Source organism: Streptomyces sp. NPDC039462 (assembly GCF_055639375.1).
In genome coordinates, this window is the sequence record NZ_JBVKAO010000003.1 from 559,148 (window position 1) to 575,209 (window position 16,062).

Annotated in this window: 16 protein-coding genes and 1 pseudogene; 7 read left to right on the top strand and 10 right to left on the bottom strand. The window is 68.6% G+C overall.

All coding sequences use genetic code 11. The annotated features are described in order from the left end of the window. Positions 1-83: 83 nt before the first annotated feature. From ACZ7LU_RS19695 to ACZ7LU_RS19705, 3 genes are all read left to right on the top strand, one after another. Positions 84-446, top strand: coding sequence for a helix-turn-helix transcriptional regulator (locus ACZ7LU_RS19695; protein WP_468318328.1), 363 nt, complete (start codon positions 84-86; stop codon positions 444-446). 185 nt (positions 447-631) lie between these two features. Next, a complete protein-coding gene (locus ACZ7LU_RS19700; protein ID WP_471917421.1) occupies positions 632-919 on the top strand; it encodes a hypothetical protein in 288 nt (95 codons plus the stop codon). A gap of 167 nt (positions 920-1,086) precedes the next feature. Then, positions 1,087-1,890 carry an NAD-dependent epimerase/dehydratase family protein gene (locus ACZ7LU_RS19705; RefSeq protein WP_471917422.1) on the top strand — a complete coding sequence of 268 codons (804 nt, stop codon included), beginning with the start codon at positions 1,087-1,089 and terminating at the stop codon, positions 1,888-1,890. Positions 1,891-2,038: 148 nt separating this feature from the next. On the opposite strand, the pseudogene ACZ7LU_RS19710 reads toward ACZ7LU_RS19705, so the two are convergent. The 4 genes and pseudogenes from ACZ7LU_RS19710 to ACZ7LU_RS19725 form a co-directional block, all read right to left on the bottom strand. Further along, a pseudogene (locus tag ACZ7LU_RS19710) lies at positions 2,039-2,335 on the bottom strand (MarR family transcriptional regulator); the annotation flags it as partial. 333 nt (positions 2,336-2,668) lie between these two features. After that, entirely contained in the window at positions 2,669-3,058 is a 390-nt protein-coding gene (locus ACZ7LU_RS19715; RefSeq protein ID WP_471917423.1) for a hypothetical protein, read from the bottom strand. Between the two features lie 409 nt (positions 3,059-3,467). Then, the gene (locus ACZ7LU_RS19720) at positions 3,468-3,608 is read right to left on the bottom strand and encodes a hypothetical protein (RefSeq protein ID WP_471917424.1); all 141 of its coding nucleotides are present in this window, start codon (positions 3,606-3,608) and stop codon (positions 3,468-3,470) included. Between the two features lie 264 nt (positions 3,609-3,872). Next, positions 3,873-4,226 (bottom strand): transposase, encoded by a 354-nt coding sequence (locus ACZ7LU_RS19725; protein WP_471917766.1) that lies wholly within the window; start codon positions 4,224-4,226, stop codon positions 3,873-3,875. A gap of 425 nt (positions 4,227-4,651) precedes the next feature. On the opposite strand from ACZ7LU_RS19725, the gene ACZ7LU_RS19730 reads away from it, so the two are divergent. The 3 genes from ACZ7LU_RS19730 to ACZ7LU_RS19740 all read left to right on the top strand — a co-directional run bounded on the left by ACZ7LU_RS19730 (position 4,652) and on the right by ACZ7LU_RS19740 (position 6,561). Next, complete coding sequence (locus ACZ7LU_RS19730; protein WP_471917425.1) at positions 4,652-5,200, top strand: hypothetical protein; 549 nt, start codon at positions 4,652-4,654, stop codon at positions 5,198-5,200. A 338-nt stretch (positions 5,201-5,538) separates the two neighbouring features. Next, a complete protein-coding gene (locus ACZ7LU_RS19735) occupies positions 5,539-5,994 on the top strand; it encodes an ISL3 family transposase (RefSeq protein ID WP_471917426.1) in 456 nt (151 codons plus the stop codon). Between the two features lie 438 nt (positions 5,995-6,432). Next, the gene (locus ACZ7LU_RS19740; protein WP_471917427.1) at positions 6,433-6,561 is read left to right on the top strand and encodes a hypothetical protein; all 129 of its coding nucleotides are present in this window, start codon (positions 6,433-6,435) and stop codon (positions 6,559-6,561) included. 279 nt (positions 6,562-6,840) lie between these two features. Here ACZ7LU_RS19740 and adh read toward each other — a convergent pair whose 3' ends face one another. The 6 genes from adh to xylB form a co-directional block, all read right to left on the bottom strand. Beyond that, positions 6,841-8,364 (bottom strand): aldehyde dehydrogenase, encoded by a 1,524-nt coding sequence (gene adh / locus ACZ7LU_RS19745; protein WP_471917428.1) that lies wholly within the window; start codon positions 8,362-8,364, stop codon positions 6,841-6,843. A gap of 214 nt (positions 8,365-8,578) precedes the next feature. Next, on the bottom strand, positions 8,579-9,865 hold the full coding sequence (locus tag ACZ7LU_RS19750) for a GAF domain-containing protein (protein WP_471917429.1): 1,287 nt from the start codon (positions 9,863-9,865) through the stop codon (positions 8,579-8,581). A 74-nt stretch (positions 9,866-9,939) separates the two neighbouring features. Continuing rightward, a complete protein-coding gene (locus tag ACZ7LU_RS19755; protein WP_471917430.1) occupies positions 9,940-10,539 on the bottom strand; it encodes an N-acetylmuramoyl-L-alanine amidase in 600 nt (199 codons plus the stop codon). 144 nt (positions 10,540-10,683) lie between these two features. Next, a complete protein-coding gene (locus ACZ7LU_RS19760) occupies positions 10,684-11,754 on the bottom strand; it encodes an acetamidase/formamidase family protein (RefSeq protein ID WP_471146047.1) in 1,071 nt (356 codons plus the stop codon). A 304-nt stretch (positions 11,755-12,058) separates the two neighbouring features. Further along, entirely contained in the window at positions 12,059-13,285 is a 1,227-nt protein-coding gene (locus ACZ7LU_RS19765) for an ROK family protein (protein ID WP_471917431.1), read from the bottom strand. Between the two features lie 14 nt (positions 13,286-13,299). After that, positions 13,300-14,754, bottom strand: a complete 1,455-nt coding sequence (gene xylB, locus ACZ7LU_RS19770; RefSeq protein ID WP_471917432.1) for a xylulokinase — start codon at positions 14,752-14,754, stop codon at positions 13,300-13,302. A gap of 124 nt (positions 14,755-14,878) precedes the next feature. Here xylB and xylA point away from each other — a divergent pair, with 124 nt between their 5' ends. Then, on the top strand, positions 14,879-16,045 hold the full coding sequence (xylA, locus tag ACZ7LU_RS19775; protein ID WP_471917433.1) for a xylose isomerase: 1,167 nt from the start codon (positions 14,879-14,881) through the stop codon (positions 16,043-16,045). The last annotated feature ends 17 nt before the right edge of the window (positions 16,046-16,062 follow it).

Consider the following 16,062-nt stretch of genomic DNA (forward strand, 5'->3'; position numbering starts at 1 on the left):
CTCAACGGGAACACGTCGGCAATTACCTGAAAACTATGTCATGTATCGAGCTTCCGGCAAGTTCCTTCGTCTAAAATGCCGGCATGGCCGCAGTACCTGAGTCCCACACCGGATGGACGTTCATCACCAGCCACGCGCGCGTGCTGGCAGCCATCGCCGACAACCCGAACATCCGCATCCGCGAGATAGCCGCCCACTGCCGGCTCACCGAGCGGGCAGTGGCGCGGATCATCTCCGACCTGAAGCAGGACGGGTACCTGTCCCACACCCGCGAAGGGCGGACGAACACCTACCGCATCGATCCGGACAAGGTGCTGCGCCACCCCGCCGAAGCCGGACTCCCCGTCGCCGCGCTGCTCTCCCTGCTCGTGCAGGACGAAAGCGAACGCACCGGAAAGCCCGCCAACCCCGACCGGCACCCGGTGCACGCCGACGCCATCTGCTAACGGAGCACCGAAGCGGCAAGCGCGCCCGCAACGCCTGCCCCCGCTAGGCGCGAAGGACGTCGCGGCGGCGCGGAAGGCTTCCTGCGGGCCCTGGCCGCACCGGGCGAGCGGCATCGGCCGAACGGCAGTGACTTCCTGGACGTTGCGCTAAGCGCGGTGCGTGCCCGAGGAGGGCGGAAGTCGAGGTGGGCGAGAACCCTGCTGCCGACGTAGCTTGTGCTGTGGGTGCTCCGTGCGAATTCGGCAGTCATCTGGTCGACGTCGCGGGGAAGGGCCTGCGCGTCGGCGGCATGCTGGAGCAGTTCGGCGTAGGGCGGCGCGGCCGGTACACGGCTGGTGTCGTGCAGCAGTTGGTACTTCTCGGCGGCGACGAGTTTGGCCTGGAGGCTGTTGAGCGCGCCGATCATCTGGAGGGTGTCGTCTCGAGGTATCAGTTCGCTGCATCAGTTCGCGTGGGGCACCGGAATCCATGAGTCTCCAGTATCCGTAGCGTCTGTAGGGTCGTTGTTGGCGCTCCCTGAAAATCCCCATCTCTCGCTCAAGAGGCCCCTGAACCTCCCCTCTCAGTTCCTCACATCCCTCCTTGCTGAGTGGATCAACAGGCGCGAAGATGCGTGAGTTGTCGACTAGGGGAGGCGTAGTGAGTCTGGGAACAGTGGCGGTAACGGGGGCGGCGGGCACCATCGGTTCCGTGGCGCGGGAGGCTCTGCGAAGCGAGGCGGAGCGGTTGATCCTGCTCGACCGGGTGCCGCTGCGCCAGGAGGCCGAGAACGAGGACGTACGCACTGTGGATCTGCGGGACGCCGCTGCTGTGGAACATGCCCTCACGGGAGCCGACCGTGTGCTCCACCTGGGAGGCATACCCGACGAGGCGCCCCTCCCCGACCTGCTCGAAGCCAACGTGCTCGGCACCCACCACGTCTTGGAGGCCGCGCGGCGCACAGGAATCGAGCGGGTGGTGCTGGCCAGCAGCAACCGTGTGACCGGCTTCTACCCAGCCACGCACCTCACCAGCCCCCAGGAACCGGTACGCCCTGACGGGCTCTACGGGGTGAGTAAAGCCGCCGTCGAGGCGCTCGGGCGGCTGTATGCCGACAAGTTCGGTCTGTCCGTCGTCTGCCTGCGCATCGGCAGCTTCGAGCATCTGCCCACTGAATCCCGGCACCTGGCGACATGGCTGAGTCCGCGCGACGCCGTCGGCTTCATCCGGGCCGCTCTGACCGCACCACCCTCCACCCCCTTCGCCACCGTGTACGCCGTCTCCGCCAATACCCGTCGTTTCTGGGAGCTCCCCGACCCGGCGGAACTGCCCTACACCCCCGTCGACAACGCCGAACTCCATGCGGCAGGCATTGCCCCGACGGGCTTCCCGGCCGACCCGGCCTCCCCCCAGGCCGGCCCCTACGCCCTGCCTGAATTCACCCTCAAGCACCTTCGGCCCTAACGCTCCGCTCACATCCATCGCCGAGACTCGTGCTCGCAGCACGTTCGACCGAGGAACGACAAGCAGGGGCGGGGATTTTCAGAGATCGCACGCAGCCTGACCTGCCGCCACTGACTGGGCCCGGGCGCCCACCCGGGCCGTTGGTCTGTCAGGCGACTGTTCCGCCCGCGTTGCGGCGGATCAGCCGCTGAAGCACTCTCACTGTGGTGACGTAGTCCGCGTCGTCAATGCCCTCGCGGAGGGCGGCGCGGATCGCTGGCGCGTTGCGCGCGAGGTCGACGCGGGCCTGTTCACCATCCTCGGTGAGCCATAGCCGGTCCTCGGCGTCCCGGGCCAGCCAGCCGCGTTCCAGGAGCACCTCGGCCTCCGCCGCCAGATCGTCCTCGGGTCGAATGTAGGAGATCATGGCCCTTCTCAGCTCGGGCAGCGTCATCCCCGTGCCATTGGAGGCGGACCGGCCGCCGCCGCCCGGTCCTATACACGGCGTTGTGGCTATTGGCCCGTATCGAGGGCCGACCCGGCCGGTTCCGGCGGCTGACCGTGCTTCAGCGGGAGCTGATAGGGACCGCCGAGGCCGGCACGGCCGGCGCGGCCGGGCGGGTGGAGCGGGCCCTCGACATCGCCGCGCAGCGCCGCCCCCTGGAACGGCCGTGCGCGAAATGCGGGGGGAAGATCGGCATCCACGGTAGCGAAGGACGGCTCCGATCGTGCACTGCACGGGGTGCGGGAAGATCTGGGCAGAGAGCAGGCGCTGTACGGCAGCGTGACGCCGTCCTCACTACCAGGGAAGCCTTAAAAGGCCTGCAACCGCGGTAACCACGAGCCCGATCAGGGCTGTAGCAGCGACCACACAGCCCCACCCAACAAGCTTCACCAACTTATCCGTGTGGAAGACTTCATGAGCTACAGGCCTACGGTTTCCCGGGATCCATTCGTGCGGGAGCTCATCAGTTCTCCAATCAGAGTAGATCTCGACGATTTCGCCGAGACTCCTCTCCAGATCTCCGGCCAGGGGGATCGACACCAGCGAGCTCCAGAGCGGCCCGTCCGGAAAAACCCAGAGGCTGACAATCTCGGGTTGCCCGCTGTAACGCCAAGGCTCGCGACGCCCGTTAAGCAGTGGCAAATCGCCAACGAACTTGTGCTTATAGGCGATCTGTTGATGCATCTCCAAGAAGTCCCTCGCGACGAAGCACCACCTACGCCCTCCGTCCGCTCTCACCGGAACTCGCCCGGCCGCCCTCACGTCAGTGGTGTAGCCCGCGAAATGCAAATCCCATTGATTGCCTGAACGCAGGTTGAAGTAGTCAATGTTGTGGCTGAGAGCATCAACCGGCAGAGTACCTGGCTGGGCGAAAATGATGCTTAGCAGGCAGGGGCGCTCACGCTGAGCGTGCCATCTTGCCTTCTGTATCGCGCTTTCCAGCGTCCGCGTAGGTTCCATCCGTCCCCCCAAGCCGCCCCAAGCAATGCGGCTGCCAAACCGCCAGTCGCTCCCCTTGCCATGCGGGCGCGCTATGAACCAGCCTGCCCCGCGGCAACACTACGAGCAAGCCACCGACAGCCAAGTACGCGAATCAGCACCGCCCCCGCAGTACGGCGTCGGCCTCGGTCGTGGGACCGTCGCCGTGCTCGCGCTCCGCGGCTACGAAGCCGATGAGCGCGAGCGCCTCCTCACGGACTTCGTCCGGCATCGTGGCCAGCGCCTCGTCGGCCATGCGCGCGAACTCCACCCTCTTCGCCCTGTCCCCCTCGTAATCGTAGGAGCAGCACGGTGAGCTGACCTCCAGGGAACGTGTGTTCCTGTGGATAAGCGGTACCTGTAGGTTCCTGCCGGGGCGCCTATGGACCGGGACTGGGACCACGACCGCGACTATCAGGAAACCGTCGACCGCGCGAAGCGCCTGACGAGGGTCGCCTGGCGCGTCATCGGGAGCTCGAACAGGATCACGAGCTGGCCTTCTTGAGGCGTCGCCAGCGGATCAAGCTGCAAGCCAACGACAGGAAGGCGTCGCGGAGTTCGAGCCGCCGTTTCCATCGGGCGGCGAGGCGTTTGCACTGATGTTAGGAGCGCAAAGCCAGCTCTGCTCGACCACGTAGCGGAGCTTGCCCAGGCCCTTGATGTTCGGGGAGCCCTTGCGGGAGATCACCGGCAGGATCCGGCGCCGTCTCAGTTCGCGGTGAAGGGCCCGCGAGTCGTACGCCTGGTCACCGAGCACGGCATCGGTGCGCCGACGGAGACGTCCGGGGCGTCCTGTCACCGGCGGGGTCCCGTCGATCAGGGCCAGGGGCTGGGTGACGTCGTTGCCATTCGCGGCGGTGGTGATGACGTGCAGCGGGGTGCCGCGGCCGTTCGCAGATCAGGTGATGCTTGCTGCCCGCCTTGTGTCGATCGACCGGCGACGGACCGGCTGCGGCGCCCCCTCTTTCGCGCGAATATGGGAGCCTTCCACGCACGCGCAGGACCAGTCGTGTTCGCCGGCCGCGTGCAGCTCGGCGAGCAGGATCCGGTGCACTGCCCGAAGCCCCGTCCGTCTGTTGCCAGCGGTCCACACGTCGCCAGCAGGTCTGTCTGGAGCCGAACCCCAGCTCCAGCGGCAGAAGCTGCTAGGCGATGCCCTGGTATAGGGCGGACAAGGTGCCCCGCAGACACAACCGTCGTCCCCGGCTTCGGCCCCGGCGGCCTGTCCGGCCAGGACGGTAGCTACGGCTCGACCAGCTCCCCCTAGGCATCGTCCACGATCCACGGCCGAGTACTCACATGGCCACCAACGACCTGATCGTCCCATCGGGCACGCTCGACCAGCACACACACTCACCGTTGCGTCGCGAGCTGTACGGTAGCCGAGTGGGGTGGGAAACGCTTGTCGGTACGGGACTTGGCGCCGTCGTCGGCGTCGGCTCCACACTGCTCGCCGACCGGGTGCGCTGGCGCCGGGAAGAGGACACTCGCCAGGGGGAGATCCAGCGGCAGTTGTACGGGGACTACCTGGCTGCTCTAGAGCGCACACGTACCCACCTCAAGGACCTTCGTCGACTACCTGACCTAGGCCCCGACGAGCGGGCGCGTCAGGTCCGCGACGCTTTCCGTGAAGGTGGCACCTACGAGCTGGCCTACCGGATCTATGTCACTGCGCCGGATTCTGTGGTCCGTGTCACCGAAGACGCCCAGCACAAGCTGCGGGACCTGCGGGACGCGCTTATCAGCGGCGAAGAATGCGGCACCCAGTCCCCAGTCCAGGCGGCGCTTCGCCGAGCTATTGGGTCTCTGCGGGATGCGATGCGGGGGGCTCTCGGCACGGCTGCCTAGTGCTGTGACCACCTAGGTTCACCGGGTCGCTCGTTGTGCTGGTGTTCCTACCTGCGGTTTCACGCTGATGTGTCCAGCGCCGGACGAAGCGTTGTTCTTCAGCTGAGGGTCCGCCGGTTCGCCTGCCGGAACTCGGAATGCACCCGCCGCACTTTCGTCGAGCAGATACCCGGCTTGACCCGTCGGCACGGTCAGCGAACCGAGCGGCTGCGCGCGACGCTGGCCACGGTCGGTCTCGCCCTGGTGGGCCGTGCTGGCCCCCGCTGAGCTCGGCACTCGGGGTCTGCGTCAGCCGGAGCACTGTCCTGCGCCTGGCCGACGCCCTTCCCGAGCCGGAAGTGCCCAACCCGCGTGTGGTGGGCGTTGACGAGTACGCCACCCGCACGGGCCGCCACTACGGCACCGTTCTCGTCGACGTCGAGACCCGCCGCCCTGTCGACCTGCTGCCCGACCGGGAGACATCGAGCCTGGCGGCCTGGCTCGCCGATCGGCCCAGCGTCGAGGCCGTGGGCCGGGACCGGGCGCCGTTCTTCGCCGAGGGCGCCACCGCCGGTGCACCGCAGGCCCTCCAGGTCGCAGACCGGTGGCATCTCTGGCACAACCTCAGCGAGGCCGCCGAGCGGAGCGTCGCCCAGCATCGTCGCTGCCTCCGCGCGCTGGTCCCCACGGTTCCCGCACCCGCTCCCGAACCCGAAACCGTCCCGCAGCGGACTCGCCCGGTTCTCCTTGGCCGCGCGGGCACCGATTCGCCGATCGGACCCGGGCCCGGCATGCCGCCGTCCACGCACCGCTGACGGCGGGACACAGCCGACGGTCGGTGCAGCGGCAGCTCGGGATGACCTACCGCACCGTCAAGCAGCTCGCGGACGCCGCGACGCCGGAGGAGCTGTTCACCGGTCAGTGGCAGAACCGGCCTCCGTCCTCGACGACTACAAGCCCTATCTGGACGACCGCTGGAGCGGCGGGGGGGGCAGCAACGCCTGGAAGCTGTGGGAGGAGATCGTGCCACTCGGCTACAAGGGCAGCTACCAGCGCGTTCGCGCCCACCTACACGCCAAGCGCACCTCGGCGCAGCCGGTGTCTGCCCGGCCGCCCTCGCCTCGGACCGTCGCGGGTTGGATTCTTCGCCGTCCGGATACCCTCACCGAGACCGAGCAACTTCAGCCCAAGGCCGTTCGGACACACTGTTCCGAACTCGACGCCCTCACCAGCACGTCCGCTCCTTCGCGACCATGCTCACCGAGCGCCAGGGTGAGCGCCTGCCCGACTGGCTCGACGCCGTCCGGCAGGACGACCTGCCCAGCCTCCACCCCCTGGCCGCCGGCATCGACCGCGACCGCGACGCCGTCATTGCCGGATAGACCCTGCCTAGGAGCTCGAACGTTGTCGAAGGTCATGTCAACCGGATCAAAATGCTCAAGCGCCAGATGTTTGGCCGCGCTGGCTTCTCGCTGCTGCGTAAGCGAGTTCTCCTCGCTTCGTGAGGACAGCTGCTGCTGTCAGCACCTCACCGCCTCGGCAATGTGCTGGCGACCAGCTTCACCGGGACTCGTGTGGCACAAACCGGCGCCTGCTCTGAGTGGGTCGGGTGAAAGGCGCCTGACGGGTAAAAGCCCAGTTCAGGCGCCTTTTTCATGCATCTAGAAGAAGCCGAGCTTCTTCGGCGAATACGACACGAGGAGGTTCTTCGTCTGCTGGTAGTGCTCCAACATCATCTTGTGGGTTTCGCGGCCGATGCCGGACTGCTTGTAACCGCCGAACGCCGCGTGCGCCGGATATGCGTGGTAACAGTTCGTCCAGACGCGACCCGCCTGGATCGCACGGCCCGCGCGGTACGCCGTGTTGATGTCACGCGTCCACACTCCCGCCCCCAAGCCGTACAGGGTGTCGTTCGCGATCTTGATGGCGTCGTCGAAGTCGTTGAACGAAGCGACCGAGACGACCGGCCCGAAGATCTCCTCCTGGAAGATCCGCATGCGGTTGTCGCCCTCGAAGATCGTCGGCTGGACGTAGTAGCCCCCGGCCAACTCGCCGTCGTATTCAACGCGCTGGCCGCCCGTCAGGACCTTGGCGCCCTCCTGCTGGCCGATGTCCAGGTAGGAGAGGATCTTCTCCAGCTGGTCATTGGAAGCCTGCGCTCCGATCATGGTGTCGGTGTCGAGGGGATGCCCGGCCTTGATCTGCTCGGTGCGCGCGATCGCCGCCTCCAAGAACTCGCTGTAGTGACCGCGCTGCACCAACGCCCGCGACGGGCAGGTGCACACCTCACCCTGATTGAGGGCGAACATCGTGAAGCCTTCGAGCGCCTTGTCCCTGAAGTCGTCGTTGGCCGCCCACACGTCGTCGAAGAAGATGTTCGGCGACTTGCCGCCCAGCTCCAACGTCACCGGCTTGATGTTCTCCGAGGCGTACTGCATGATCAGCCGCCCCGTGGTGGTCTCCCCGGTGAACGCGACCTTGGCGACGCGCGGACTGGACGCCAGCGGCTTGCCCGCCTCGGCCCCGAATCCGTTGACGATGTTGATGACCCCCGGCGGCAGCAGATCGGCGACCAGGCTCATCCAGTAGTGGATGGAGGCCGGGGTCTGTTCGGCGGGTTTCAGGACGACGGCGTTCCCGGCAGCGAGCGCCGGCGCCAGTTTCCACGTGGCCATGAGGATCGGGAAGTTCCACGGAATGATCTGCGCGACGACACCGAGCGGCTCGTGGAAGTGGTACGCGATGGTGTCCTCGTCGATTTCGCTCAGCGACCCCTCCTGCGCACGGATGACACCCGCGAAATAACGGAAGTGGTCGATGGCGAGCGGAATGTCAGCGGCCAGCGTCTCGCGGATCGGTTTGCCGTTCTCCCAGCTCTCGGCTACCGCGAGCTGTTCGAGGTTGGCCTCCATCCGGTCGGCGATCTTCAACAACACGTCCGCGCGCGCGGTGACCGAAGTGCGACCCCACGCGGGCGCCGCCGCATGCGCCGCGTCCAGTGCTCGCTCGACATCCTCCGCGGTGCCCCGGGCGATCTCGGTGAAGGTCCGGCCGTTGACCGGGCTCGGGTTCTCGAAGTACTGGCCACGGGCCGGCGCCACGTACTCGCCGCCGATGAAGTGGTCGTAGCGCGACTGGTAGGAGACGATCGCACCCTCGGTGCCGGGCGCTGCGTAACGGGTCATCTTGGCTGGCCTCCCGTGGCAGGCTGCCCGCCGTTGGGCAGCTCTCGCCCGGAGGCTAGAAGCACGGACGTTGCATCGACGTTGCGAACCTTTCGTCGTACGTTCCCCACGCTGGCGTGAGGCGTGAGGCGTGAGGCGTGAGGCGTGAGGCGTGAGGCGTGAGGGTGGGCGTGGGGAACGAGGGGGCCCTGCGTTAATCGTTGAGGCCTCGGGGCTAACCGGTGGCCCCCACGCCCTCGAATCCGCATCCGCTCGACGCCAACTCGGCGTCGATCTCCCTCAAGCGGGCCAGAACCGGCGCCGTCGGACGCAGCGCGGCCAGCGCCCTCCACACCGTCAGGTCATCCTCGCCCCAAGGAGCGTGCGCCCAGTCCGCGAGCAGATCGGGGTCGTTGCGGTCGACGAGCGCCGCCCGCAACTGGTCAGCGAGCCTGCGGCGGAGCCGGACGAGAGCGGGGGCCTGCGACTGCGGCAGCAACGGACCGGCATACGCGGCCACGGCCGCCGTAACCGCCCCCGCACCCAGACGACGCTCGACCGTGTCGACATCGCACTCGACAGGCACCGCTAGCCGATACGGCCGCGACCGCAACAACTCGCTTCCGAGTACCCGTCGCAGCCGAGCCATCTCGGCCCGCAACGTCACCTGCGGCACCGACTCGTCCTCGTACAACGCATACAGCAACTCGTCCCCCGCCAGCCCCTCCGGATGGCGGGCCAGCAGCACGACGATCTCGCTGTGCCGCCGACTCAGCCGCACCTTGCGGCCGCCCGTGAGCAGCAGCGCCTCGTCTCGGCCCAGAGCGGCCAGTTCCATCCTCTCGCCTGCTCCCGTCGGCGGAGCCAGCAACGCCAGGTGGGACTCGGCGGCCCGCGCGACCGCCTGCACGAAGGCGAGACTGTGTGGGTGCGCGAGCCCGTCACCGCCGGTGATGTCGACCGCGCCGATCAGCCGCCCCGTCCGCGGATCGTGTACGGGAGCCGCCGCACACGTCCACGGCTGCACGCGCCGCATGAAGTGCTCGGTGGCGAAGACCTGCACCGGCCGGTCCACGGCGACCGCCGTCCCCGGCGCGTTCGTCCCCATGGCGGACTCCGCCCACCGCGCGCCCGGCACGAAGTTCATCCGCCCCGCCTGCTGTCGCGTCACCGCGTGGCCCTCGACCCACAACAACCTGCCCTGTGCGTCGCACACGGCGAGAAGATGCTCCCCGTCCGTCGCGAAGCTGCCCATCAACTCGCGGAACAGCGGCATCACCCTCGCCAACGGATGCTCCGCCCGGTACGCCCCGAGATCGCCGTCGGTCAGTTCCACCGCGGCACCGGTGGCCTCCGGACTCACCCGCGCCCTGGCCGACCTCTGCCACGACTCGGCGACCACCGAACGCACCGGACGGGAGATCGCCCCCACGTCAGTGAACCTTTCATGGGCCCGGCCCACCACCCGCACCCGCTCGACGGGGTCGGTGCCCGGCTCCAGGGCCACCCATGGATCGGTCAACTCGGCCTCCCGGGACGGCGATGCGGTGCTGCCATCGTCGCCCCGGAGACGGAAGCCGACAAGGACGCGCTGACTCAGGCGAAGTTGACGAGGCGGAGATAGCGCGTCCAGTCCCAATGCGGCCCGGGATCCGTGTGGTCCGAACCGGGCACCTCATGGTGACCGATGATGTGTTCACGGTCCTTCGGGATGGCGTACTTCGCACAGATGGCGGCAGTCAGCGCCGCGGACCGTTCGTACATCGCGTTGGTGAAGTACTCGGGTTTGTCGACCCACCCTTCGTGCTCGATACCGATGCTGCGGGTGTTGTAGGTCCAGTTCCCCGCGTGCCAGCCGATGTTGCGTTCGCGGACGCACTGGGCGATGTGGCCGTCCGTGGACCGCACCACGTAGTGGGCCGAGACCTTCTTCGCGGGGTTCTGGAAGATGGCGAGTGTGTCCGCGTACGTCTCCTGCGTGACATGGATGACCACGTAGTCGATGGGGTAGCTGCTGGGGCGGTTGGACGCCGTGTAGTTGGAGGTGCTGGCCGGCACCCACTCGGCCAGGGGGTAGTCGACCGCGCGGTCTCCGGCAGTGGCGCGGGTGGCGGGCAGGAGCGCGGCGGGTACGGCTGCGGCGAATGCGCCTTGCAGCAGACGGCGTCTGCTCGGGGAGCGTCTCAATCGATCCATGACTGACCTGCCTCTCGGTGGGGGGAACGGCTTGACTGGCGCTGTACTTGAGGAGCTCATCGCGGTGGTGAGCTCGACTGCGGCTGAGAGGCGCAGCGCCGGTCTCCGGACGGGAGCGGTCGCCCTGTCGAAAGGCGCTGGTTCTCAGGAGGGACGGTGGTCCGACCCGCGTGATCGTGGAGCGGAGAGCGGGAGAGAGGCGGACCGTGGTAGCGCAGCGGATATCTGGCGCAGTCGCGCGTGCAGGCCGCGGTGCGTCTCGCGTGCGGGCAGCCACTCCTTGCGGATCTTGGCCACGCACGTGTAGTTCGTGTCGCAGACGTTGGCCAGCGGGGATTCGACGGTCTGCGTCGCGAACTGGTACGCGTCCAGTTCGCTGAATCCGTAATCACGGACCAGCCACTGCACCAAATCGAGCTGGGATATTCGGAACGCGTCCTCCAACGGCCGCGCCGACCCGGTCGAGATGATGTGCGTGTCCGACTCAAGCCGCGGCCAGGGCGTACTCACTCCCTTGAGGAGATCTACGATCACCACGGTGTTCATGGCACACTCGACGGCCACGCCGCACGTCTCTCCCTCTCCCTGCCGCGCGTGTCCGTCACCGAGACTCAGCAGCGCGCCGTCGACGTTCACCCCCAGATAGCAGGTGACCCCGGCGCGCATCTCGGGCGTATCCATGTTGCCGCCGTGCGCGTCGGGCACGAGCGCCGAGCGCACTTCCAGATTCGCCGGCGCGACACCGACCGTGCCATGCATGGGATCCATGGGCAGCTCGATCTGGAAGTCGCTGTCCCGCGCGCTGAACTGCGCGGTACGTCGGGCCCGATCGAGGTGCCAGATCCACACTGCCTCGGGCAGGGGCGCTTGGAGCGAAGCGGTGGAGTGGGTGGACGTGAGGGCACCGAACAGCGGGACCGTCGTGGAGGCCGCCCAGTCGCGGGCCGGCTCGATCGACACGAAGTGGACGGCTACGGTGTCGCCGGGCTCCGCGCCCTCCACGTGGAAGGGGCCGGTCTGGGGGTTGAGGAACGGGAACTCGCAGACTTCGGAGACGAGGTCCTTCTCCGAGCGCACGTTGCCGGCGAAGCAGTCCTCGGTGAACAGGTCGAGGACGGTGCCCGGGGTGATGCGCGCAAGGGGCGGGGCGCCGCCGAACGTCCACGCGTACTGGTCGGGTTCGGGTCGGACGGTCAGGATCTTGAAGTCATTCATCGCCGTGTCGCTCCACTCCGGCCGGTGGGCCGTCGGTCCGGCCGGTGGGCCGTGCCTGAATTACGTTACGGCGCTCAGAGGTTGGGGCGGAAGGGCGCTGCTTGGATCTGTGCAAAGCGGCGTGATTGTGGATATCTCGGCCACCCGTTCGGGGGAATCGGGGGAGCGATGCTGGATGAGCGAGGCTGCAAACGGCAACCCCTCTAGCCTCAATGGCTCCGCGGCCCCCAAGGCTCTGGGCCCCGCTCAAGGGTGCGCACCGCCTACGGCTGCGCCCTCACGGCCCCGCCCGCCCCCTACCGCCTTACGCCTGCCCGCCCACGCCAGCACTGACGCTCACGCCCGCCGGATCGTCCAGCACCGCCCGCGCCACCGAGTGCGCTGCTCCCAGCAACGGGCCGTCCGGTCCGAGCGCGGAAACCGTGACTCCGCAGGCCCGGCCGGCAGTGCGTTCCACCAGTTCCTGCTCGAGAGCGGGCAGCAGCCACGGCGCGAGGCGCGACAGCGCGCCACCCAGCACCACAGCCTGCGGATCCAGCAGGTTGACCGCGCCGGTGAGGGCGATGCCCAGGGCTGTTCCGGCGCCGTGGAGCGCTCGCCGTACTGTCTCGTCGCCCGCGGCTGCGCGGTCGGCCAGGAGTTCACCGCGTTCCTCACCGGGGCCAAGGCCTGCCGCACGCAGAACGGCCTCCTCTCCCGCGTACTGCTCCAGACAGCCGCGGCCTCCGCAAGGGCAGGTCGGCCCGTCGGGGTGCACGGGCACATGCCCCAACTCACCCGCATACCCCCGTGTTCCGAGAAGCAGCCGTCCGTCGACGACGAGTGCGGCGCCGATGCCGATCTCGGCCGAGACGTGGAGGAAGTCCTGGGGCGATGCCTCGCCGAGCCACAACTCGGCGAGGGCGCCGAAGTTGGCTTCGTTGTCCACTGTCAGCGGCAGCTCTGAGGGGAGAAGCCGGCCCAGGTCGATGTCGTGCCAGCCCAGATTGGGGGCGCGCACGACCGTCCGGCTGTCGCGGGCGACGAGCCCGGGCACGGCCACCGCGAGGCCCGCGGGGGACAGACCCGACCGGCGGGCCTCCGCGCTCACCCGCTCCACCAGGATGGCAAGCTCCTCCAGCACCGGCACGGGCGAGCGTCCGCGGTTCGCGGCCCGTCGCACAGCGCGTGCGCGGACCTCCCCGCGCAGATCGACCGCGCACGCCGCGAGGTGGTCGACTCCCACCTCGGCGCCGATGCCGACGGGCCCCTGAGCACTGACCGCGAGGGCGGACCCTGGACGGCCCACCCGACTCGGCCGTTCGGGGCCCAGCTCGTCCAGAAGCCCGGAACGGATCAACTCGTCCACCAGCGTGGAGACGGCGGCCCGGGTCAGCCCGATGCGGGAGGCGACGGCGGCACGAGACAGGGGGCCGTGGGCGGCCACGGTGTGCATCACCCGGGACAGGTTGCGACGACGCATCGCCTGCTGGGTGTCGGGCAGCCGCGCGCCGGACGTACCCCGGCGCTCGTCGTGCAGCGGTGCGGTCATGCCTCGGTCAGTCCTCACTCCCCGTGGGGCGCCCTGTCCAGGAGCGGCGCCGCGTCGGAGAGTACCCCGGAGATCCGGGCGAGCGTCGCCTCGTCCCGCTCCACGGGGTCGAGCACGGGTCCTTGGGCCGTGCCCCAGCGCCGCGCGATCGCGCTGGGGTCCTCACCGGTCAGCAAGCCCGCCGCCTGTGCCGCGGCGCCGAGCGCGACGAGCTCCCGGGCCTGCGGGACCTGAACGGGACGTCCGGAGAGGCGCTGTACGGTTTCCTGCCAGGCGGTGCCGCGTGCACCCCCTCCGATGAGCAGCAGCGGGGACGACCGGTCGGCGTCGGGGTCCAGGACCAGGTCGAGCGCGCCGAGCAGCGAGTGCACGGCCCCGTCGTACGCCGCCTGGAGCAACTGCCCGGGTGACGTGTCGTGCCGCAGGCCGTGCAGTACTCCGGAGGAGTGGGGCAGGTTCGGCGTACGCTCGCCGTCCAAGTAGGGCAGAAGCGTGACCGAGCCGCCCGGTTCCACGGCCTCGCGCTCCAGGTTGAGCAGCGTGGCCACCCGGTCGACGGCCTGCGTGCAGTTGAGGGTGCAGGCCAGTGGCAGCCACGCGCCGCGTGCGTCGGCGAAGCCCGCGACGATGCCGGTCGGATCCGCGGGACGGCGCTGTGAGACGGCGTACACGGTGCCAGAGGTGCCGAGGCTCAGCACCGGCGTACCAGGGCGCAGGCCGAGTCCCAGGGCGGCCGCCGCGTTGTCGCCGGTGCCGGGGGCGACCAGTGTGCCCCTGGAAAAGGGCAGTTCGTCGCCGTCCCGCACTGTTCCGACGACCTCACCAGGGCGTGCGACACGGGGCAGCAGAGCCGGATCGAGGCCGACCATGTCGAGGATGTCCTCGTCGTACTGCTCCGCTCCCGACGCCCACCATCCTGTTCCGGAGACGTCGCCGCGGTCGGTGGTGCCGAGACCGGTGAGGCGTTCCGTGAGGTAGTCGTGGGGCAGGCGCACCGCGGCTGTGGCGCGGGCCGCGGCGGGCTCGTGCTCGGCGAGCCAGGCCCACTTCGTCACGGTGAAGGAAGGCCCTGGGACGCTGCCGACCCGGTCGGCCCACACCTTGGGGCCGCCGAGACGCTCGATGAGGCTCCGGGCCTGCGGCGCCGACCGCACGTCGTTCCAGAGCAGAGCCGGCCGCACCGGCCTGCCCTCCTTGTCGAGTGTGACCAGCCCGTGCTGCTGGCCGCCGATGGACACCGCGGTGGCTTCCCGGGCAGCTCGACCGCACTGTTCGAGAGCCGCGCACAGAGCGTCCCACCACTCCTGGGGATCGCTTTCGCGATGTTCGCCCGTACTCACGCGGTGCGGAGCCTGGCCGCTCGCGACGACCCGGCCGGTGGCCGCATCGACGACCAGGACCTTCGTGGACTGCGTGGAACTGTCCACGCCGACCACGAGGGGCCCCTGGGCTGAGGGCGCTGATGACATGACGGTCTCCGTTCCTGCGGTTGTCTCCGGGTGCGCACCGGAGTTTTCTTCCACGACCTTCCCAGCGGCGCCCTCGGATACTAATTTGTAAAGGGCCATGACGAAATAGGTGAGGGAGCCGCACATGAACTACCAGCCCACTCCTGAGGACAAGTTCAGCTTCGGTCTGTGGACCGTCGGCTGGCAGGGCAGGGACCCGTTCGGGGACGCCACCAGGACCCCGCTCGACCCGGCCGACTCGGTGCGGCACCTTGCTGAACTGGGTGCCTACGGAGTGACGTTCCACGACGACGACCTGATCCCCTTCGGATCATCCGCATCTGAACGGGAGGGCCACATCAAGCGCTTCCGGCAGGCGCTGGATGCGACGGGTCTCGTCGTGCCGATGGCCACCACGAACCTCTTCACACACCCCGTCTTCAAGGACGGCGCCTTCACCGCCAATGATCGCGACGTACGCCGCTACGCGCTGCGGAAGACGATCCGCAACATCGACCTCGCGGCCGAACTGGGCGCGCGCACCTACGTCGCGTGGGGAGGCAGGGAGGGCGCCGAGTCCGGCGCGGCGAAGGACGTGGGCAATGCGCTGGACCGCATGAAGGAGGCTTTCGACCTCCTCGCCGAGTACGTGACCGTGCAGGGCTACGACCTGCGGTTCGCGATCGAGCCGAAGCCGAACGAGCCTCGCGGCGACATCTTGCTGCCCACCGTCGGCCACGCCCTCGCTTTCATCGAGCGCCTGGAACGGCCCGAAATGTTCGGCGTCAACCCCGAAGTGGGCCACGAGCAGATGGCGGGTCTGAACTTCCCGCACTCCATCGCCCAGGCGATGTGGGCGGGTAAGCTTTTCCACATCGACCTCAACGGTCAGACGGGCATCAAGTACGACCAGGATCTGCGGTTCGGCGCGGGGGATCTGCGGAGCGCGTTCTGGCTGGTCGACCTCCTGGAGAGGGGCGGTTACGACGGCCCTCGGCACTTCGACTTCAAGCCGCCGCGCACGGAGGACTCCGAAGGGGTGTGGGCGTCGGCTGCGGGGTGCATGCGCAACTACCTGATCCTGCGGGAGCGGGCGGCCGCGTTCCGGGCCGACCCCGAGGTGCGCGAGGCGCTGCGCGCCGCACGTCTGGACGAACTGGCGACCCCCACCGCCGAGGACGGATTGTCCGGCCTGCTCGCCGACAGGGACGCTTTCGAGGCGTTCGACGTGGAGGCGGCCGCAGCGCGCGGAATGGCTTTCGAACGGCTCGACCAACTGGCCATGGACCACCTTCTGGCGGCCCGGAGCTGAGTGCGCTCGGGAGCCGA